The 17,561-nt window shown below is 59.2% G+C and carries 20 protein-coding genes; 10 read left to right on the top strand and 10 right to left on the bottom strand.

Going from position 1 to position 17,561, the window contains the following annotated elements:
- Nucleotides 1-372 precede the first annotated feature (372 nt).
- Nucleotides 373-762 (top strand): hypothetical protein, encoded by a 390-nt coding sequence (locus EDY99_RS21000; RefSeq protein ID WP_116286936.1) that lies wholly within the window; start codon nucleotides 373-375, stop codon nucleotides 760-762.
- A gap of 54 nt (nucleotides 763-816) precedes the next feature.
- Here the strand turns inward: EDY99_RS21000 and EDY99_RS20995 are convergent, their stop codons facing one another.
- Entirely contained in the window at nucleotides 817-1,680 is an 864-nt protein-coding gene (locus EDY99_RS20995; RefSeq protein WP_015379441.1) for a YicC/YloC family endoribonuclease, read from the bottom strand.
- Nucleotides 1,681-1,806: 126 nt separating this feature from the next.
- On the opposite strand from EDY99_RS20995, the gene rph reads away from it, so the two are divergent.
- Complete coding sequence (gene rph, locus EDY99_RS20990) at nucleotides 1,807-2,523, top strand: ribonuclease PH (RefSeq protein ID WP_025160305.1); 717 nt, start codon at nucleotides 1,807-1,809, stop codon at nucleotides 2,521-2,523.
- Nucleotides 2,524-2,619: 96 nt separating this feature from the next.
- The gene (gene pyrE / locus EDY99_RS20985; protein WP_116286935.1) at nucleotides 2,620-3,261 is read left to right on the top strand and encodes an orotate phosphoribosyltransferase; all 642 of its coding nucleotides are present in this window, start codon (nucleotides 2,620-2,622) and stop codon (nucleotides 3,259-3,261) included.
- A 31-nt stretch (nucleotides 3,262-3,292) separates the two neighbouring features.
- On the opposite strand, the gene slmA is transcribed toward pyrE, so the two are convergent.
- From slmA to coaBC, 3 genes are all read right to left on the bottom strand, one after another.
- Nucleotides 3,293-3,889, bottom strand: coding sequence for a nucleoid occlusion factor SlmA (gene slmA, locus EDY99_RS20980; RefSeq protein WP_025304700.1), 597 nt, complete (start codon nucleotides 3,887-3,889; stop codon nucleotides 3,293-3,295).
- Between the two features lie 251 nt (nucleotides 3,890-4,140).
- On the bottom strand, nucleotides 4,141-4,599 hold the full coding sequence (dut, locus tag EDY99_RS20975) for a dUTP diphosphatase (protein WP_033652257.1): 459 nt from the start codon (nucleotides 4,597-4,599) through the stop codon (nucleotides 4,141-4,143).
- Nucleotides 4,577-5,794: a bifunctional phosphopantothenoylcysteine decarboxylase/phosphopantothenate--cysteine ligase CoaBC gene (gene coaBC / locus EDY99_RS20970; protein ID WP_033634306.1), complete on the bottom strand. Its 1,218-nt coding sequence runs from the start codon at nucleotides 5,792-5,794 to the stop codon at nucleotides 4,577-4,579. The genes dut and coaBC overlap by 23 nt, the downstream gene beginning before the upstream one ends.
- A gap of 183 nt (nucleotides 5,795-5,977) precedes the next feature.
- On the opposite strand from coaBC, the gene radC reads away from it, so the two are divergent.
- The 4 genes from radC (at nucleotide 5,978) to mutM (ending at nucleotide 8,236) form a co-directional block, all read left to right on the top strand.
- On the top strand, nucleotides 5,978-6,661 hold the full coding sequence (radC, locus tag EDY99_RS20965; protein WP_016929682.1) for a DNA repair protein RadC: 684 nt from the start codon (nucleotides 5,978-5,980) through the stop codon (nucleotides 6,659-6,661).
- Nucleotides 6,662-6,923: 262 nt separating this feature from the next.
- Nucleotides 6,924-7,160 carry a 50S ribosomal protein L28 gene (gene rpmB, locus EDY99_RS20960; protein WP_004931195.1) on the top strand — a complete coding sequence of 79 codons (237 nt, stop codon included), beginning with the start codon at nucleotides 6,924-6,926 and terminating at the stop codon, nucleotides 7,158-7,160.
- Nucleotides 7,161-7,171: 11 nt separating this feature from the next.
- The gene (rpmG, locus tag EDY99_RS20955) at nucleotides 7,172-7,339 is read left to right on the top strand and encodes a 50S ribosomal protein L33 (RefSeq protein WP_002442576.1); all 168 of its coding nucleotides are present in this window, start codon (nucleotides 7,172-7,174) and stop codon (nucleotides 7,337-7,339) included.
- A gap of 81 nt (nucleotides 7,340-7,420) precedes the next feature.
- Nucleotides 7,421-8,236, top strand: a complete 816-nt coding sequence (gene mutM / locus EDY99_RS20950) for a bifunctional DNA-formamidopyrimidine glycosylase/DNA-(apurinic or apyrimidinic site) lyase (RefSeq protein ID WP_046687975.1) — start codon at nucleotides 7,421-7,423, stop codon at nucleotides 8,234-8,236.
- A gap of 3 nt (nucleotides 8,237-8,239) precedes the next feature.
- On the opposite strand, the gene coaD is transcribed toward mutM, so the two are convergent.
- The 3 genes from coaD to waaA are packed head-to-tail and all read right to left on the bottom strand — an operon-like array spanning nucleotide 8,240 to nucleotide 10,780.
- On the bottom strand, nucleotides 8,240-8,725 hold the full coding sequence (gene coaD / locus EDY99_RS20945; protein ID WP_033645183.1) for a pantetheine-phosphate adenylyltransferase: 486 nt from the start codon (nucleotides 8,723-8,725) through the stop codon (nucleotides 8,240-8,242).
- A gap of 3 nt (nucleotides 8,726-8,728) precedes the next feature.
- Nucleotides 8,729-9,502: a glycosyltransferase family 2 protein gene (locus EDY99_RS20940; RefSeq protein WP_033645184.1), complete on the bottom strand. Its 774-nt coding sequence runs from the start codon at nucleotides 9,500-9,502 to the stop codon at nucleotides 8,729-8,731.
- Nucleotides 9,503-10,780: a lipid IV(A) 3-deoxy-D-manno-octulosonic acid transferase gene (waaA, locus tag EDY99_RS20935; RefSeq protein ID WP_019452200.1), complete on the bottom strand. Its 1,278-nt coding sequence runs from the start codon at nucleotides 10,778-10,780 to the stop codon at nucleotides 9,503-9,505.
- A gap of 125 nt (nucleotides 10,781-10,905) precedes the next feature.
- Between waaA and EDY99_RS20930 the strand changes: the two genes are divergently transcribed.
- Nucleotides 10,906-11,919 (top strand): glycosyltransferase family 9 protein, encoded by a 1,014-nt coding sequence (locus EDY99_RS20930; protein ID WP_033645185.1) that lies wholly within the window; start codon nucleotides 10,906-10,908, stop codon nucleotides 11,917-11,919.
- 44 nt (nucleotides 11,920-11,963) lie between these two features.
- On the opposite strand, the gene EDY99_RS20925 is transcribed toward EDY99_RS20930, so the two are convergent.
- From EDY99_RS20925 to rfaQ, 3 genes are read right to left on the bottom strand one after another with little or no spacing between them, the layout of a single operon-like run.
- Nucleotides 11,964-13,064: a glycosyltransferase gene (locus EDY99_RS20925; RefSeq protein ID WP_033645186.1), complete on the bottom strand. Its 1,101-nt coding sequence runs from the start codon at nucleotides 13,062-13,064 to the stop codon at nucleotides 11,964-11,966.
- Nucleotides 13,065-13,066: 2 nt separating this feature from the next.
- Nucleotides 13,067-14,194, bottom strand: a complete 1,128-nt coding sequence (locus tag EDY99_RS20920) for a glycosyltransferase family 4 protein (protein ID WP_033645187.1) — start codon at nucleotides 14,192-14,194, stop codon at nucleotides 13,067-13,069.
- Complete coding sequence (rfaQ, locus tag EDY99_RS20915) at nucleotides 14,191-15,273, bottom strand: putative lipopolysaccharide heptosyltransferase III (protein ID WP_046687972.1); 1,083 nt, start codon at nucleotides 15,271-15,273, stop codon at nucleotides 14,191-14,193. The genes EDY99_RS20920 and rfaQ overlap by 4 nt, the downstream gene beginning before the upstream one ends.
- A gap of 210 nt (nucleotides 15,274-15,483) precedes the next feature.
- Here rfaQ and EDY99_RS20910 point away from each other — a divergent pair, with 210 nt between their 5' ends.
- Both EDY99_RS20910 and EDY99_RS20905 read left to right on the top strand, forming a co-directional pair.
- On the top strand, nucleotides 15,484-16,440 hold the full coding sequence (locus tag EDY99_RS20910) for a polysaccharide deacetylase family protein (protein ID WP_033645189.1): 957 nt from the start codon (nucleotides 15,484-15,486) through the stop codon (nucleotides 16,438-16,440).
- 8 nt (nucleotides 16,441-16,448) lie between these two features.
- Nucleotides 16,449-17,543 carry a glycosyltransferase family 9 protein gene (locus EDY99_RS20905; protein ID WP_033645190.1) on the top strand — a complete coding sequence of 365 codons (1,095 nt, stop codon included), beginning with the start codon at nucleotides 16,449-16,451 and terminating at the stop codon, nucleotides 17,541-17,543.
- Nucleotides 17,544-17,561 lie beyond the last annotated feature (18 nt).

Below are 17,561 nucleotides of genomic sequence, written 5' to 3'. Positions count from 1 at the left end.
CGGTCCGTACGGTTCACGGGCAGGAAAAAAACACATTTAGCCACAGCATCGCCGTCCTTTCATTACCTTGCGTGATAATTAGAACAAAATACTTATGGCGTGCGGGATATCTTGCCGATTGTCATCCGCACGCGCTGCTCGGCAGTTTTTCATAAGCCCCCGAAGTGCCTTAGTGAGCCGTCTTCCATGATGCCTGCCGGCTCGCAGCCTGATGCAACCACCGTCCCGCACGTTCAGGCACCTGGAATATGGCTCGCAATGGGCGATTTTTCATGGCGCAAAGCGTGGCTTTCTTGGCTGAGGAAGAGAAACATGTTTGGACAAGGCGCCGGTCGCGATCGGCGCGCATTTTATCGAACAAGGAGACGAACGATGAATATCGGCACGTTGCTCAGGGCGCTGGCCAACGGCGTTAATCCCGACACCGGCGAGCTATTGAGACCGGCTTCAGCGGCCTGCGCGCCGGAGGCTATCCGCCTGCTGTTCGCGTTGGCCGACGAGTTTGACGGTGAATCTGAACTGCAGAAAAAAGCCAGGCTGACGCCGGAAGAAAAGCGGCAGAAGAATCTGGCCGAGGGCCGGCCGGCCAATGCCTACTTCCCTTGGCCGGAAGAAGAAAAACTGCGGCTGCGCGAGAGCCATGCGGCCGGGACGACGCTGGAGGCGCTGAGCGATGAGTTCGAGCGTTCAACCTGGAGCATTGCGGTGCAACTGCAGACAATGGGGTTGATCGGTGAGGAACAGGCGGCCGCCTATCGCTGATCTATAGCCATAAAAAAGCCCGCGTGGCGCGGGCTTGATGGCGTGCGGAGCGGATCACTCGATGTTCTGGATCTGCTCGCGCATCTGTTCGATCAGCACCTTCAGCTCGATGGCGGAGGCGGTGACGTCGGCATTGATTGACTTGGAGGCCAGGGTGTTCGATTCGCGGTTGAATTCCTGCATCATAAAGTCGAGGCGGCGGCCGACGGCTTCTTTCTTCTTCAGGATGTTGTGCGTCTCTTTCACGTGCGCTTCCAGGCGATCCAGCTCTTCGGCGACGTCGATGCGCTGCGCCATCAGCACCAGCTCTTGCTCCAGGCGAGTGTTTTCCAGCTGCACCTGCGCCTCTTCCAGCTTGCTGACCAGGCGCTCGCGCTGCCATTGCAGGATGTTCGGCATCTGGGCGCGCACTTTGACCACTTCGGCGCTGACGCCGTCGAGGCGCTGTTCGATCAGCGTTTTCAGCGCGGCGCCTTCGCTTTCGCGTGCGACGATAAAGTCATCCAGCGCGCCGTCCAGCGCTTGCATCAGCTCGGCGCTGATGGCGTCCAGATCCTGCTCCTGCGCGGACATCACGCCCGGCCAGCGCAGCACGTCGATCGGGTTGATTTCCCCTTCGTCGCTCTGCATTTTCACCCAGTTGGCGGCTTCGACCAGCTGTTTGGCCAGTTTTTCGTTCAGGATCAGCGAGCTTTGCGCGCTTGGATCCAGTTCAAAACGCAGGTTGCATTCGACTTTGCCGCGGGTCAGGCGGCCACGGATACGTTCACGGATCACCGGCTCCAGGCTGCGGAATTGTTCCGGCAGGCGGATGTAGGTTTCTAAGTAGCGCTGGTTAACGGAACGCAGCTCCCAGGCTGCGCTGCCCCATTCACCCTTGATTTCACGCCGGGCGTAGGCGGTCATGCTGCGGATCATTGATGCGTACCCGTAATAGGAAAAGATGGGGCGATTATAGCGTCGCGGCTGCGGGCAGGATAGGCATTACGTCACGAAGCCCGTATAATGCGCAGCCAATAGTTGATTTGAAGCCGGAGAGAGCCCATGCGTCCTGCAGGCAGAGCACCACAGCAAGTTCGCCCCCTGACACTGACCCGTCACTATACCAAACACGCTGAAGGTTCAGTGCTGGTTGAGTTTGGCGATACCAAAGTCTTGTGCACCGCCACGGTAGAAGAGGGCGTTCCGCGCTTCCTGAAAGGCCAGGGGCAAGGTTGGATCACCGCCGAGTACGGCATGCTGCCGCGCTCCACCCACAGCCGCAACGCCCGTGAAGCCGCCAAAGGCAAACAGGGTGGCCGCACGCTGGAGATCCAGCGCCTTATCGCCCGTTCGCTGCGCGCCGCGGTGGATCTGAAAAAGCTCGGTGAATTCACCATCACTCTCGACTGCGACGTACTGCAGGCCGACGGCGGTACCCGCACCGCTTCCATCTCCGGCGCCTGCGTGGCGCTGGCCGATGCGCTGAACACCCTGGTGGCCAACGGTAAGCTGAAAGCCAATCCGATGAAGGGCATGGTGGCGGCGGTTTCCGTCGGCATCGTCAACGGCGAAGCGCTGTGCGATCTGGAGTATGTGGAAGATTCCGCGGCGGAAACCGACATGAACGTGGTGATGATGGAAGACGGCCGCATGATTGAAGTGCAGGGCACCGCCGAAGGCGAGCCGTTCAGCCACGATGAGCTGTTGGCGCTATTGGCGCTGGCCCGAGGAGGCATCGAAACCATCTTCCAGGCGCAGAAAGCGGCGCTGGCGGACTAATTTTTCAAGGCGACTGAGAAGTCGCCTTTTTTATGCCCGCCGATCGGGCGGCAGTAATGACAAGACCCAAGCAGATTCAGACGAGGAGAAGCAGTAATGAAAGCCTATCAGCGCCAGTTTATCGAGTTCGCGCTTAACAAGCAGGTATTGAAATTCGGCGAGTTCACCCTGAAATCCGGCCGCACCAGCCCGTATTTCTTCAACGCCGGCCTGTTTAATACCGGGCGCGATCTTGCGTTGTTGGGGCGCTTCTACGCCGAAGCCCTGATGGATTCCGGCATCGATTTCGATCTGCTGTTTGGCCCGGCCTATAAAGGCATTCCTATCGCCACCACCACGGCGGTTGCGCTGGCGGAACACCATGAGCGCGACGTGCCTTACTGCTTTAACCGCAAGGAAGCCAAGACCCACGGCGAGGGCGGTTCGCTGGTGGGCAGCCCGCTGCAGGGCCGCGTGATGCTGGTGGACGATGTGATCACCGCCGGTACCGCGATCCGTGAGTCGATGGAAATCATCGGCGCCAGCGACGCTTCGTTGGCGGGCGTGCTGATCTCCCTCGACCGCCAGGAACGCGGCCGCGCGGACATCTCCGCCATTCAGGAAGTGGAACGCGACTACCACTGCAAGGTGATTTCGATCGTGACGCTGAAGGACCTGATCGCTTATCTGGAAGAGAAACCGGAAATGGCGGACCACCTGGCGGCGGTGCGCGCTTACCGCGAGCAGTACGGGATATAAGTAAAAACGCCGGGCATGCCCGGCGTTATCGTTATTGCAGCTGGGCCGCCAACAGCGGCCAGCGGGCGTCGAATTCCTGCGTTGGGCGATAGCGGAATTCCGAACGCACATAGCGCGACAACATGCCTTCGCAGAAGGCCAGCAGCTGGCTGGCCAACAGCGTTTCATCGACGATGAAGCCTTTGCCTTCGCGCAATTTGCGCTCTTTCAGCACCTGACGCAGCTGCGCCTCGATGCGTTCGAACAGCTGGTTGATGCGGCCCTGCAGGCGATCCTGTTCAAACATCAGCGCGTGGCCGGTCATGATACGCGTCAGCCCCGGGTTGCGTTCTGCAAAGCCCAGAATCAGCAGTAAAATCAGGCGCAGACGATTAAACGTCTCTTTCTCGTCCTGCAAGATCAGGTTGATGCGGGTGATCAGGCTGTCTTCGATAAACTCGATCAGACTGTCGAACATCCGTGTCTTGCTGGGGAAATGCCGGTACAGCGCAGCTTCAGAAACACCCACGTTCGCGGCGAGCTTGGCGGTGGTAATGCGCTGGCTGCCGTCGCTGGATTCCAGCATCTGGGCTAACGCCTGCAATATTTCCTCGCGCCGATTCCTTTTCGTATTTTCTTTTTCTGCCATGTCTGATTAGACCCTTGCTAAAACTTAACTGACGGAAACCCGGGCACCGGCCGCTGCAGAGCAGGCTCTGTGCGGCTTATGTGATAGCTTTTTTACGATGCTGGGGTCAGCGGCCTTAACGGCCTTTTTCCGCGCTGCCTGGTGTGCGCTGCAATTGTCGCGGTAAAACCTTGCCGCAGAGACATCCTTCTCCCCGGAAAGGCAAGGTTCAGGCGACGTTTCCCTGCCGGCCATCGTGCATTGAGTGGCGCTTAGTGGCGCCCCGAGTGGCCGAAGCCGCCTTCGCCGCGCTCGCTGCTGTCGAACTCTTCCACCAGGTTGAACTCGGCCTGCACCACCGGCACGAAGACCATCTGCGCGATGCGTTCGCCCGGTTCGATAGTGAATGACTTCTGGCCGCGGTTCCAGACCGACACCATCAGCTGGCCCTGATAATCGGAGTCGATCAGGCCGACCAGATTGCCCAGCACGACGCCGTGCTTGTGGCCCAGGCCTGAGCGCGGCAGGATCACCGCCGCCAGGCCGGCGTCGGCGATATGGATCGCGAGACCGGTAGGCAGCAGCGTGGTTTCACCCGGCGCCAGCTCCACCGCGCTGTCCAGGCAGGCGCGCAGGTCGAGACCGGCTGAGCCCGGAGTGGCGTAGGTCGGTAGCGGGAAATCCTGACCGATGCGCGGGTCGAGGATCTTAACGTCGATTTTTTTCATCATAACGGCTGACTATCTCGTCTATTAAACGTTGGCCAAGGAGTGCCTTGTCGCTCAGCGCCAGGCGTTTCTCTCCATCCTGCCAAAAAAGGTGCAGGGCATTGGTGTCGCTGTTGAACCCGTGCTCTGCGAGCGATACATCGTTAGCGCAAATCAAATCCAGCTTCTTACGCGCCAGTTTTTGCCGCGCGTATTCTTCCACATTCTGGGTTTCGGCGGCAAACCCCACGACAAACGGTCGATTTTTGGTCATCGCCGCCACGCCGGCGACGATATCGGGGTTTTTTACCATCTTGAGGACGATTTCATCACCCTGTTTTTTTATTTTTTCATCGGCGATCCGCTCGGGACGGTAGTCGGCTACGGCGGCGCAGGAGATGAAAATCTGCTGCTGAGCGGCGCGCTGTTGCACCGCCTGCTCCATCTCGAGCGCGCTGGTGACGTCCACGCGTGTGACCTTCGGCGGCGTCGGCAGGCTCACCGGCCCGGCGATCAGCGTCACCTGCGCGCCGCGGGCGGCGGCGGCGCGGGCGATGGCGAAGCCCATTTTGCCGGAGCTGTGATTGCTGATGAAGCGTACCGGATCCAGCGCTTCGCGCGTCGGGCCGGCGGTGATCATAACCTGCAAATGTTGCAGATCCTGCGGGGCGGAGAAATGACCGTTCGCCAGCTCGACGATGTCCAGCGGATCCAGCATGCGGCCCGGGCCAACGTCGCCGCAGGCCTGGCTGCCGCTGTCCGGCCCCCAGAGCAGCATGCCGCGCGCCTGCAGCGTTTGCAGGTTGGCCTGCGTGGCGGCGGCGCGATACATCTGCTGGTTCATGGCGGGGGCGGCGGCGATAGGGGCGTCGGTCGCCAGGCAGACGGTAGTCAGCAGATCGTTGGCCATGCCGGCGGCGACGCGCGCCAGCAGATCGGCGGTCGCCGGCGCCAGAATCACCAGATCCGCCCATTTGCCGAGTTCGATGTGGCCCATGGCGGCTTCGGCGGCGGGATCCAACAGATCGTCGGACACCGGGTGGCCGGAAACGGCCTGTAGCGTCAGCGGCGTAATGAACGCCTTGGCGGCGTGGGTCATCACCACGCGCACTTCCGCGCCCCTGTCGCGCAGGCGGCGCACCAGCTCTGGGCATTTGTAGGCGGCGATGCCGCCGCTGATGCCAAGCACAATATGTTTGCCGGAAAGTCCCGTCATCATCATTGTCCGATTGAAAGCCGAAAGATGCGCCATTTTAGCATATCCGCCGTTCAGGTGAGCGATTCCGCAATGGCTGCAGGGCGTTACATTGTGCTTTGCGAAACACTTCGCAATGTTATCAAACACCTGTCGAACGCGCCGGGGGGCGCATGGCATGCTGTAGCCCTTTCAGGGAGGAACACGATGAGCAACCCGACTGTGGCGTGCTGGCCGGGCGCGCTGGCGCCGCGTGAAAAGCTGTTGATGCAGGGGGCCGCGGCGCTGTCCGACGCAGAGCTGTTGGCCATTTTCTTGCGCACCGGGTTGCCCGGCGTGCACGTAATGCAGCTGGCGGAGCAGCTGCTGCGCCGATTCGGCTCGCTTTACCATCTGATGTCGGCCGATCATCAGGCGTTTTGCAGTCAAAAAGGCCTGGGCGACGCCAGCTATACGCAGCTGCAGGCGATTGCCGAGCTGGCGCTTCGCTTCTTTTCCAGCCATCTCTCGCAGGAAAACGCCATGCTTAACCCGCGCGTCACCCAGCATTATCTGCAAAGCCTGCTGGCGCATCGTGAGCGAGAGGTCTTTTTGGTATTGTTTTTAGACAATCAGCATCGGGTTATTCGCCATCAGGAGATGTTTGCTGGTACCATCAGCAGCGTCGTCGTCTACCCGAGAGAAATTGTGCGTGAAGCGTTGAAGGCTAATGCCGCCGCGCTGATTCTCGCGCATAATCACCCCTCGGGTAAGGCTGAACCCAGTCATGCCGACCGTTTGATAACTGAACAGGTGGTGAAAGCCTGCCAGTTATTGGAGATCCGAGTGCTCGATCATTTGGTGATCGGTCGGGGTGAATGCGTCTCTTTTGCCGAGCGCGGATGGCTTTAAGCGATTTTTTCGCGATCCTTGTGGGATCTTTAGCTGTTCGGGACTTGAGCACTTACGCTTCAGAGCGTATACTACGCCACCTTTGAGAATCTTGGGTTTGGCGCAAGAGCCTATCTCAGCAGGTTTCTGACCTGATGTGTGGTTTCTACCTGATGACGAGAGTCTCCTCAGTATGAAGTTTGCTGAGATGGGCTCTAAAAGCCTGACGAGGCGGCCATACCCTATACGAAGCTCGAGCTGATTTGATTTTTGGAGAATAGACATGTCCCGAGTCTGCCAAGTTACTGGCAAGCGCCCGGTGAGCGGTAACAACCGTTCCCACGCAATGAACGCGACCAAACGCCGTTTTCTGCCTAACCTGCACTCACACCGTTTTTGGGTTGAGGCTGAGAAGCGCTTTGTAACTCTGCGTGTATCTGCTAAAGGTATGCGTGTTATCGATAAGAAGGGTATTGAGACGGTTCTGGCCGATCTGCGTGCCCGTGGTGAGAAGTATTAAGGAACTGAATCATGGCTAAAGGTGTTCGCGAGAAGATCAAGCTGGTTTCTTCTGCTGGTACTGGTCACTTCTATACCACCACGAAGAACAAGCGTACTAAGCCGGAAAAATTGGAACTGAAGAAATTCGATCCAGTTGTCCGTCAGCACGTAGTATACAAAGAAGCTAAAATTAAATAATTTTAGTGGATTAATGAAAAACCCGGCCTTGGCCGGGTTTTTTGTTTTATAAAGGGTAGAAAACATCGGAGGGGAAGCCAGATGCCTGAATTACCGGAAGTTGAGACGAGCAGACGCGGTATAGAGCCTTATCTTGTCGGCCACAGCATTCAGTATGCGGTGGTGCGCAACGCGCGCCTGCGCTGGCCGGTTTCCGAGCAGATCCTGACGCTGAGCGATCAGCCGGTGCTCAGCGTGCAGCGTCGGGCCAAATACCTGCTGATTGAGCTGGAGCGCGGTTGGATTATCGTGCATCTGGGCATGTCGGGCAGCCTGCGCATGCTGCGTGAGGAAAACGAAGACGAAGCCGGCAAACACGACCACGTCGATCTGGTGATCAACAACGGTATGATCCTGCGCTATACCGATCCGCGCCGCTTCGGCGCCTGGCTGTGGTGCGAAGACCTGGCGACCAGCAGCGTGTTGGCGCATCTGGGGCCGGAACCGCTGAGTGAGGCGTTCAACGGTGACTACCTGTATGAAAAATCACGTAATAAGCGCACGCTGATCAAACCGTGGCTGATGGATAATAAGCTGGTGGTCGGGGTCGGTAACATTTACGCCAGTGAATCGCTGTTCAGCGCCGGGATCCTGCCCGATCGTCCGGCGGGATCCTTGACCAAAGCCGAAGCGGCGCTGTTGGCGAAGACCATCAAGGCGGTGTTGCAACGCTCCATCGAGCAGGGCGGCACCACATTGCGCGACTTTTTGCAGTCGGACGGCAAACCGGGGTACTTCGCGCAGGAGCTGCAGGTTTATGGACGGGCGGGAGAACCCTGCCGCGCATGCGGCACGCCGATTGAATCCGCCAAGCACGGGCAACGCAGCACCTTCTTTTGCCGACGCTGCCAGCGCTGAGTATCACGCGGCGGCGAGCTTCGCCATCAGCGCCTGAGTGACCACATCGGGCAGGAAAGGCGCGATATCGCCGCCGTGGCGGGCGACCTCCTTCACCAGTGAGGAGGAGATGAACGACCACTCTTCGGAAGGCATCAGGAACACGCTTTCCAGCGTCGGCATCAAATGGCGGTTCATGTTCGCCAGCTGCAGTTCATACTCAAAGTCAGACACCGCCCGCAGGCCGCGCACCAGGATATTGGCATTCTGGTGAGCGGCGAAATGCGCCATCAGCTCGCTGAAGCCCAGTACCTCCACATTGTCCAGATGCGAGGTGACCTGCGTCGCCAGCGCCACGCGCTCATCCAGGCTGAACAGCGGCTTTTTGCTCGGGCTGGCGGCGATGGCCAGAATCACGTGATCGAACATCAGCGACGCGCGCGTCACTAAATCCAGGTGGCCGTTGGTCATGGGATCGAAGGTCCCGGGATAGATGGCTTTGCTGGTCATGATTCACTTCTCTGAGTAGTTGCGGCCCAATGCCCATAATGCGGCATATTTATTGAAGGTATATTGCGCGTTGACCACCGCTAACAGCAACCCCTGTTTACCGTCGAGGAAGCCGGCCCGCAGCAGCCAGGTTTTGACGAAGGCGCCGAGCGTGTGGGTCAGGATGGACAGATAGCCGCAACGCTTGCCGGCCCGGTGGCGCTGTGTGGCCCACTCTTCGGCATAGCGCAGCTGTTTGCGCTGAAAGGCGAAGAAGTCGCGGCAGGTCAGGTGCAGCATATCGCCGCTGAGGGGGATCACTTTGGCGTCGCCGATGTTCAGCGACTCGTGCACCAGATCGTCGTTATAGCGATAGCGTGAATTGGCGTACAGGCGGTTGACGCGGTCGGGATACCAGCCGCTGTGGCGCATGAAGCGGCCAAGGAACAGGTTGCGCCGCGCGCAGCTGTAAACGGCGCCGTCGTCCGGCGCGTTCAACACCCGCTCGATGGATTGCCGCAGTTCGGGGGTGACGCGTTCGTCGGCGTCGATCATCAATACGTAGTCATGGCTGGCGTAGCTTTGCGCCAGCTGGCGCTGCTTGCCGAATCCTTGCCAGTCGGTGTGCGTGAAGACTTTGGCGCCCAGACTTTCGGCGACGGCGACGCTGTCGTCCTCGCTGCCGGAGTCCAGCACGATGATTTCATCGGCCCAGGCGACAGAGCGCAGGCAGTCCGGCAACAGCCCGGCTTCGTTTTTGGCGATCATCACCACCGACAGGCTTTTGCGGCTGCTCATTCAGTGACTCCGGGGCGGCAGGTGCGGTTCCAGCAGCTGCAGCAGGCGCTGCAACGCTCCCTGATTCTGATACAACACTTCCACCGCATGGCGGCCGTAGTAACGGCGGTAGTCTTCGTCGGTCAACAGGGTTTCCACTTCCTTTACCAGCGAATCCACGTCGGTCACGGTGATCAGGCCTTCGGCCTGCGAAAGCTTGGCGCAGATGTCTTTAAAGTTGAAGGTGTGCGGGCCCATCAGCACCGGGATGGCGTGGGCGGCGGCTTCCAGCGGGTTATGCCCGCCACGTTCCACCAGGCTGCCGCCGACAAAGGCCAGATCGGCGATGCCGTACAACAGCATGAGTTCGCCCATGGTATCGCCGATCACCACCTGGGTGCTGCCGGACGGGATTTCGCCGCTGCTGCGCAGGGTGTAGCTGAAGCCGGCCTTCTGTACCAGTTCCTTGGCGGTCGGGAAGCGTTCCGGGTGGCGCGGCACCAGGATCAGCAGCAGGTCGGGGTGTTTTTCCAGCAGCTTGCGGTGCGCTTCGAGCAAGATGGTTTCTTCGCCTTCATGGGTGCTGGTGGCGATCCACACCGGGCGGCGCGGCGCCCATTGGCGGCGCAGCGTAACGGCGCGGGCGGCCAGTTCCGGGGTGACGGAGATATCGAATTTCAGGCTGCCGGTAACGGCCAGCTGCGAGCGTTTCAGGCCCAGTTCGATAAAACGATCGCCGTCTTCCTGGTTCTGTGCGGCGATCAGCGTAATGCGGCGCAGCATATCGCGCATGAATCCGCCAATTTTCTTATAGCCGGCGGCGGATCGCGCCGACAGGCGCGCATTGGCGATCACCAGGGGGATTTGCCGCTGATGCAGTGCGTTGATCAGGTTAGGCCATAGCTCGGTTTCCATGATGATCACCAGCTTGGGATTCACCTGGTCGAGGAAGCGGTTCATGGAACCGGGCAGATCGTAGGGCAGATAGACATGATGCACGTCTTTGCCGAAAGCGGACTGGACGCGTTCTGAACCTGTCGGGGTCATTGTGGTCACAGTTATCGGCAAAGCGGGGTAACGATGGCGCAGCGCCCGCACCAGCGGGATGGCCGCCAGCGTTTCGCCGACGGAGACGGAATGCAGCATAATGCCGCCCGGCACGACTTTCCCGGCGCAGAAGCCATAGCGTTCCGCCCAGCGTTTACGGTAGGCTGGAGCTTTGCGGCTGCGCAGCAGTAAGCGGAGCCAGATCAGGGGTTGGATGAGGTAGAGTAGTACCTGATATAAACGCAGCAACATTCTATCAATTTCATTTATATGGGTTATTCGGAATAGTACCATAACTGGAAGGGAAAGGCGCTAATTTGGTAACCTTGGGTGTCAGTTTCAGACAACCGGCGAGCGATTTCGCCGATAGGCTCGGAATGAAGAATATTTTAATTATTCGCCGCGACAACATCGGCGATCTTGTTTGCACCACGCCTCTGATTGAAGGGGTGAAAATTGCCTATCCAGACGCAAAAGTTTATCTGCTGATCAATAAAGTCAGCCAGGACGTTGTTAAAAACAACCCTCATCTCGAGAAAGTCTTTGTCTATAAAAAGGCCAAGCACAAGGCGAAAAATGAAACGACGTTGGGCGTTTATTTCGAACGTCTGATGATCTTCCTGAAGCTGCGCAAAATAAAGTTCGATGCGGTCATTCTGGCTAACCCGGTGCCTTGCAAATACAGCCTGCGTTTAGCGAAAATGGCCGGCGCCACCCATATCATCGGCGCCGATTTGGGCACGAAAGATATTCAGCGCCCGTTCCGCAAGGACGATTTCCGCGGTCTACATCAGGTCGAACACACCTACAGCTATTTATCGGCGATAACCGATCAAGCCATTCCGATCCCGCCGGTGCGGGTATTCCTGACGCCGGAAGAGCGGCAGCTGGCGGCGCAGCGGCTGCAGGAACGCCTGCCGTCGGTCGAACGGGTTTGCGCCGTGCATATCAGCAGCCGCAGCCCGAAAAGGCGCTGGCCGGTTGAACGCTATGCCGAAATCATCAACCGCCTGACCGCCGATCCCCGCACCGGCGTGCTGATCTTCTGGTCGCCGCAGGGCACGCTGGCGCCGGACGACATCGGCGATCAGCAGCGCGCAGAACAGCTGTTGGCGTTGTGCCAAAACGAACGCGTTGCGCTTTATCCGACGGCCTCGGTGCGCGAGCTGTTGGGCGGGTTCGATTTATGCGACCGGGTGCTGTGCAGCGACGGCGGGCAGATGCATCTTGCCGCCGCGCTGAATAAGGATATGGTGGTGTTCTTTGGCGATACCGATAAAACGTCCTGGCATCCATGGACCGGCCGTCATCATATTTTGCAGAGTGAGTCGGGGCACTGTGAAGATGTTTCTGTCGATGAGGTTTGGCAGAAAATGCAGGCGCTAAGCTAGCGAAGAAAATAAGGCAGGTATCACCTGCCTTATTTATTACTTTATTATTTTTCTTTCAGCTCAATATATTGACGGCAAATAGGCTCCAGCCCATAGCTCAGCAATTGCTGTTGATTTATCTGCGGCGGATTGGCGTAAATTTCCGCCATTTTTTCTGCCAGCGACGCTTCGTTTAATTCCGCCAACGCGTTAGCCATGCCGGCTTTTTCCAGAATTTCCGCAGGGCCGCCCGGACAGCGGGTGCTGACCACCGGCGTGCCGCACAACAGCGATTCTACCAGCACATTGCCAAACCCTTCGCTATCGGAGCTGAGCACCAACAGCGAGGCATGGCGGATAAACGGATAGGGATTGGCCTGGAAGCCGAGGAACAGCACGCGCTCTGCGATACCCAAGTCTGCCGCCAGACGCTTGACCTCGGCGACGCGGGCGTCATCCCCGGTGCCGATCAAAGCCAGCGGCGCCTGAATACCGGATTGCGCATAGGCTTTCAGCAGGCGGTCATGCCGCTTGGTGGCGTGAAAGCGGCCGACGTGCACCAGATAGTCCTGACCGGCCAGTTCGCAAGGTGCCGCCGCCTGTTGCCGGATGGCGTCGATGTCGAACGGGTTATTGATGACCGCCAGCCGACGCGGGTGGATCGGCAAATTCTGCTGCAGATCGCCGCCGACCGCCTGTGAAACGGCGACGATATTTCTCCCCTGGTAAACGTTGGCGATTTTACGTTGCTTGAGCCAGCGATCCAGGCCTTTGCGGTGGCCGAGGTAGGAGGTGGAGAGAATGCCGTGAATGCAGAACCACAGGCGATCCGAAGCCAGCCGCTTGCTGCGGCTGACGATGCGATCGGTTTTGTGCAGGTTGGAGAACACCAGATCGAACGCGCCGTTTTGGCGCTCGTGTTCGGCTACCGCCCGATCCAGCGCGGCGGCGCGGCGCGACAGCTCGGTCAGCTTGCGCCAGGGGGCACGGCTGCGATCGGCCACCACCTGATAATCAATGCCTGACGGGATAGGGTAATTGCAGACGTCACGCAGCGAGATCAGACTGACGTCATGCCCCTGTTGCTGCATGCCTTGGCACAGGGTCAGCACCACTTTTTCCGCGCCGCCTCCCGGCAGGCCATCGATGATCATCAGAATACGCATAGCTAATCCAGTAACCGGTTATAGAGGGAAATGAGCTGTTCGGAGAGATGCGCCGGCGTAGCCGTCATAATGCGCAATCTTGCCGCTTCGCCCATGGAGGATCCCAGCGCCTGGCGCGGCAGCGCCCGAATGGCTTCCGTGATGGCCGGCACGTCGAGCGCGTCGGTCACGAAGCCGTTCTGGCCCGGGGTGATAAACTCGGCGCCGCCGCAGGTGGTGCTGGTGATAACCGGCAGGCCGCAGGACATCGCTTCCAGAATCACATTCGGGAACGGATCGTAAAGCGTCGGCAGCAGCAGCGCATCCGCGGCCTGATAGAACGGCAGAGTCTGCTTCTGCACGCCCATAAAGTGAATGCGATCGCCGCAGCCCAGCGACTGCGCCAGCGCCCGGTAACGCTTTTCGGCTTTGTCTTTACCGACCACCAAGAGGTGGCTGTCGGTCGCCGCCACGGCGCGGATGGCGGCGGCCAGCCCTTTGCGCTCGAAACCGGAGCCGACGAAGATCAGGCAGTGCGCCTGTTGCGGGATCTGATATTGCTCACGCAGGCGTCGGCGCTGGGCCTCGTCGGCGGGCAGGAACTTTTGATTGTCGATGGCGTTATAGATCACCGTGATTTTGTCGGCGGGCACGCCAAAGTCGGCGATGATTTCCCGTTTGATCATTTCGGCGTTGCAGATGACGGCTTTCAGCTCCGGTGCGGCGTACATGGCGCGCTCGGCGCACATCACATAGCGGTGATAACGGTTGGAAAACAGCCACTTGCGGCGCCACTCGGGCAGCAGCCGCGCGCGTTGCAGCAGCCAGCGGCGGTGTACGCCGTCGCCGGCGCGGTAGATATCGCAGCCGGGAATGCGCTCATGGCTTTGCACCAGATCGAAGCGCTCTTTCTGCCACAGCGCCCTGGCCGCCACGGCGAAGCCCCGTTCGCGACTGATGCGGCCTAGTTTCAACGGGTTACACAGGTGGATATGCCAGTTGGGATTGGCGTCACCCTGCCATTCGCGGGTGATGACGTTCAGATCGAGATCCTGTTGTTCCAGCGCTTCCAGGGCGCGGGAAACGAAACGTTCGGCTCCGCCGTCCGGGCGGTATTTTTGGCGAACGATCGCCAAACGAAATGCTTTCATGCCAGCGTGCTCCGCGCGGCTGCAATCACCGCGTCTGTAGGAATAAGGTCGAGATACCGTTCGTCGGTGCCGGTATCAATGGCGTCCGGATCGGGTAGTTCGCCGAAGTCGCCGGCCCAGATCACGGCGCCGGTAGCCTGCCATGGCCGCCAGAAAGTCAGCTTGGAAGGGCCGAACAGCGCCACGCACGGCGTTTGCAGCGCGGCGGCCATGTGCATCGGCACCGAATCCACGCCGATAAACAGCTTGGCGTGGTCGATCAGGGCGGCCAGCTGGCGCAGCGTCAGCTGGCCGGCCAACGAGATCACGCCCTGCGGCGGGCAGAGCGCCAAAATGCGCTCGACCATGGCTTTTTCTCTGGCGTCGGGGCCGGAGGTGATCACCAGCTGGTGGCCGTCGGCCTGCAAGGCGGTGAGGGTGGCGGCCATTTTCTCTTCGCTCCAGCATTTGAAGAACCAGCGCGAGGTGGGCTGCACCACAATATAACTGCCGGCGACGCCCTGTTTCTGCAACCGTTGCTCACAAGCCTGCCAATCTTGTGGCTCATAACTCATGGTCACATGTTCGCTGAGCGCGGGCAGGTTCAGCGGCGCCAGCAGCGAGAGATTTTGTTCGACGGTATGCAGGTGGGCGTGATTGTCGACCGGCACCAGCTGCGTGTGGCAGTGGCGCCACAGGAAGCCGCGGCGTTTAGGGAAATCGAAGCCCAGACGGATGCGCGCGCCGGTCAGGCGCGTGATAATGGCGCTGCGCCACTGATCGGCCAGGTTGACTACCAGATCGTAGCGCTGCGCCTTCAGACGACGCAGCAGCGCCAGCTCGTGCCCCAGATGCGCGCGGGCGCCCTGTTTTTTCCATTGGCGGTCGATGGCGAACAGCGTCGACAATTCCGGATTACTGGCCAGCATCTCCTGCGTTTCCTGATACAGCAGCACATCGATCTGCGCCTGCGGGTAGTGTTGCCGCAGGCTGCTGATGACCGGCGTGACCAGCAGCATATCGCCGTGATGGCGCAGTTTTATGATCAAAATACGCTGTACGGATGGGGCGGAAGTTGGGGCTGGCGCGTCGTTCATCATGAGTCGCTTTCTGGGAAACCAATCTTTGATTCTAAATGACCCGATCGCATGTGGCTACTGTTGCACGGTTTTCTTGCCGGGCCGCAAAAAAATCGCCGAGCCGGGGACGAATGCGCTTCAACGTTGTCCAAACCAGGCAGCAAAGTCGTTTGCCCTGGCGAAACGGGCTGCGTAACATAGCGTATTCTGTTGATATCAGGTTCGATATTCATGACTAAACCGGCGTTTCTCATCACCATTGATACCGAAGGCGATAATCTGTGGCAAAACCACGATCGCATCGCGACCGAAAACACGCGTTTCTTGCCGCGCTTTCAGGCGCTGTGCGAGAAATATGCCTTCAAGCCGGTTTATCTCACCAACTATGAAATGGCGATGGATCCGGCTTACGTCGAGTTCGCGCGTGACGTGATCGCCCGCGGTGCCGGTGAAGTCGGCATGCATCTGCACGCCTGGAACAGCCCGCCGCTGACGCCGCTCACCGATGACGACTGGCGCCACAAGCCTTATTTGATCGAGTATCCCGCCGATCAGATACGCGCCAAAGTCGACCACATGACCAAACTGCTGGAGGACGCCTTCCAGACCAAAATGCTCAGCCATCGCGCCGGCCGTTGGGCGTTCAACGAATACTATGCCTCACTGCTGCTGGAATACGGCTATCAGGTGGATTGTTCGGTCACGCCGCGGGTCAACTGGCAGTTTTCGCCGGGCAACCCGCAGGGCAACGGCGGTACCGATTACAGCCGGTTCCCGTCGCAGGCCTATTTCATCGATCCGCAGAACATCGCCAAGCCGGGCGCTTCGTCGCTGCTGGAAGTGCCGATGAGCATCCAGTACAAGCATTCGGCGCTGATGAATGCGTTCAAGCAGGGCTATGATCGGCTGCGCGGCAAGCGGCGTTCGCCGTCCGTCAACTGGCTGCGGCCGAGTGGCGGCAACGTGGCCAAGATGATAAGCGTGGCCGAGACGTCGTTGGCGCAGGGGCATGACTACGTCGAGTTTATGCTGCACTCCTCCGAGTTTATGCCGGGCGGCAGCCCGACGTTCAAAACCGAGCAGGATATCGAAGTGCTGTACCGCGATCTGGAGCAGCTGTTTGACTGGCTGCAGCAGCGCACGGTGGGCATGACGCTGGCCGAGTATTATCAACTTAAAGCGAACTAAGCACGCACATGTCGAAGAAATGGAAAATCAAGGTTGCCGACTGGTTTTTGCGGCGCTATACGGCGAAGTACGGCCGTTTTCAGGACAAGGCGACGTTCGACGGCGCCCAGCAGTTTGACAATATCGTCATCTATTCCACCACGGCGTTGGGCGACTTCATGTTCAACACGCCGGCACTGAGGGCGATGAGGGAACGCTATCCCAACGCGCACATCACGCTGGTGGTGCACAAGAAAAACCGCGAACTGGTGGAAAACGGCCGCTATTACGATCGCGTGGTGTATTGGGACAGCAAGATCAAGACGATACGCCCATTGCTGAAATCGCTGCGCGAACATCAGCCGGATTTGGCGCTGATCCTGCACTCTCACCTGCCTTATGACATCATCAGCGCCGTCATGGCGGGGGCAAAGTACATCATCAGGGATAACTACAGCTCGGGCATTTGCGGGCTGGAACCTTGGTTAACCAACTATATCTTCCATTATTACGGCCATTTCGTGCGCCGCAAGCTGGAGCTGATTTCCATTTTGGGTTGCCGCAGCGACGATCCGACGATGGAAATTCCCGTGGACTATCAGCGCGGCGTCAAAAGCAGCGACCATCCCACCATCGGTTTTCAACTTGGGGCATCGACGGAGTCGCGTTGCTGGCCGGTGTCGCACTATGCGCGCCTGGCCGATGAGCTGGTGGCGAAGCACCCCAATGTGCGCATCGTGCTGATTGGCGCACCGCTTGACGACGGCAAAGCCCAACAGTTTATGAGCCTGATCGGCCCGCAAACGCTGGCCTGCGTGGATAATCAAATCGGTAAAACGGGGCTGCAAGGCTTGCTGACGTTGCTCGACAGTTTCCATGTTCTGGTCACCGGCGACACCGGGCCGCTGCATCTGGCGGTGGCGCTGAAGGTGAAAACCATCAGCCTGTTCGTGACCGCCGATTCACGCTCCACCGGGCCGATTCAGGATCCTGAACTGCACCGCATCATTCAGGTGTCGCGTACCGGCTATACGATGCCGCTGGAGGCGGAAAGCCCGATGGGGGTCATTCAGCCGCAGCGGATTTATGACGAACTGGTCGCGCACGTGCCTTTAGCGCGCTAGAGGTGCGGCGACGCATCG

The sequence above is a fragment of the Serratia sp. LS-1 genome (assembly GCF_003719595.1).
GTDB classification, from domain to species: domain Bacteria; phylum Pseudomonadota; class Gammaproteobacteria; order Enterobacterales; family Enterobacteriaceae; genus Serratia; species Serratia ureilytica.
The sequence above is the reverse complement of the archived record's forward strand: the minus strand, read 5'-3'. Positions and strand labels throughout refer to the sequence as shown.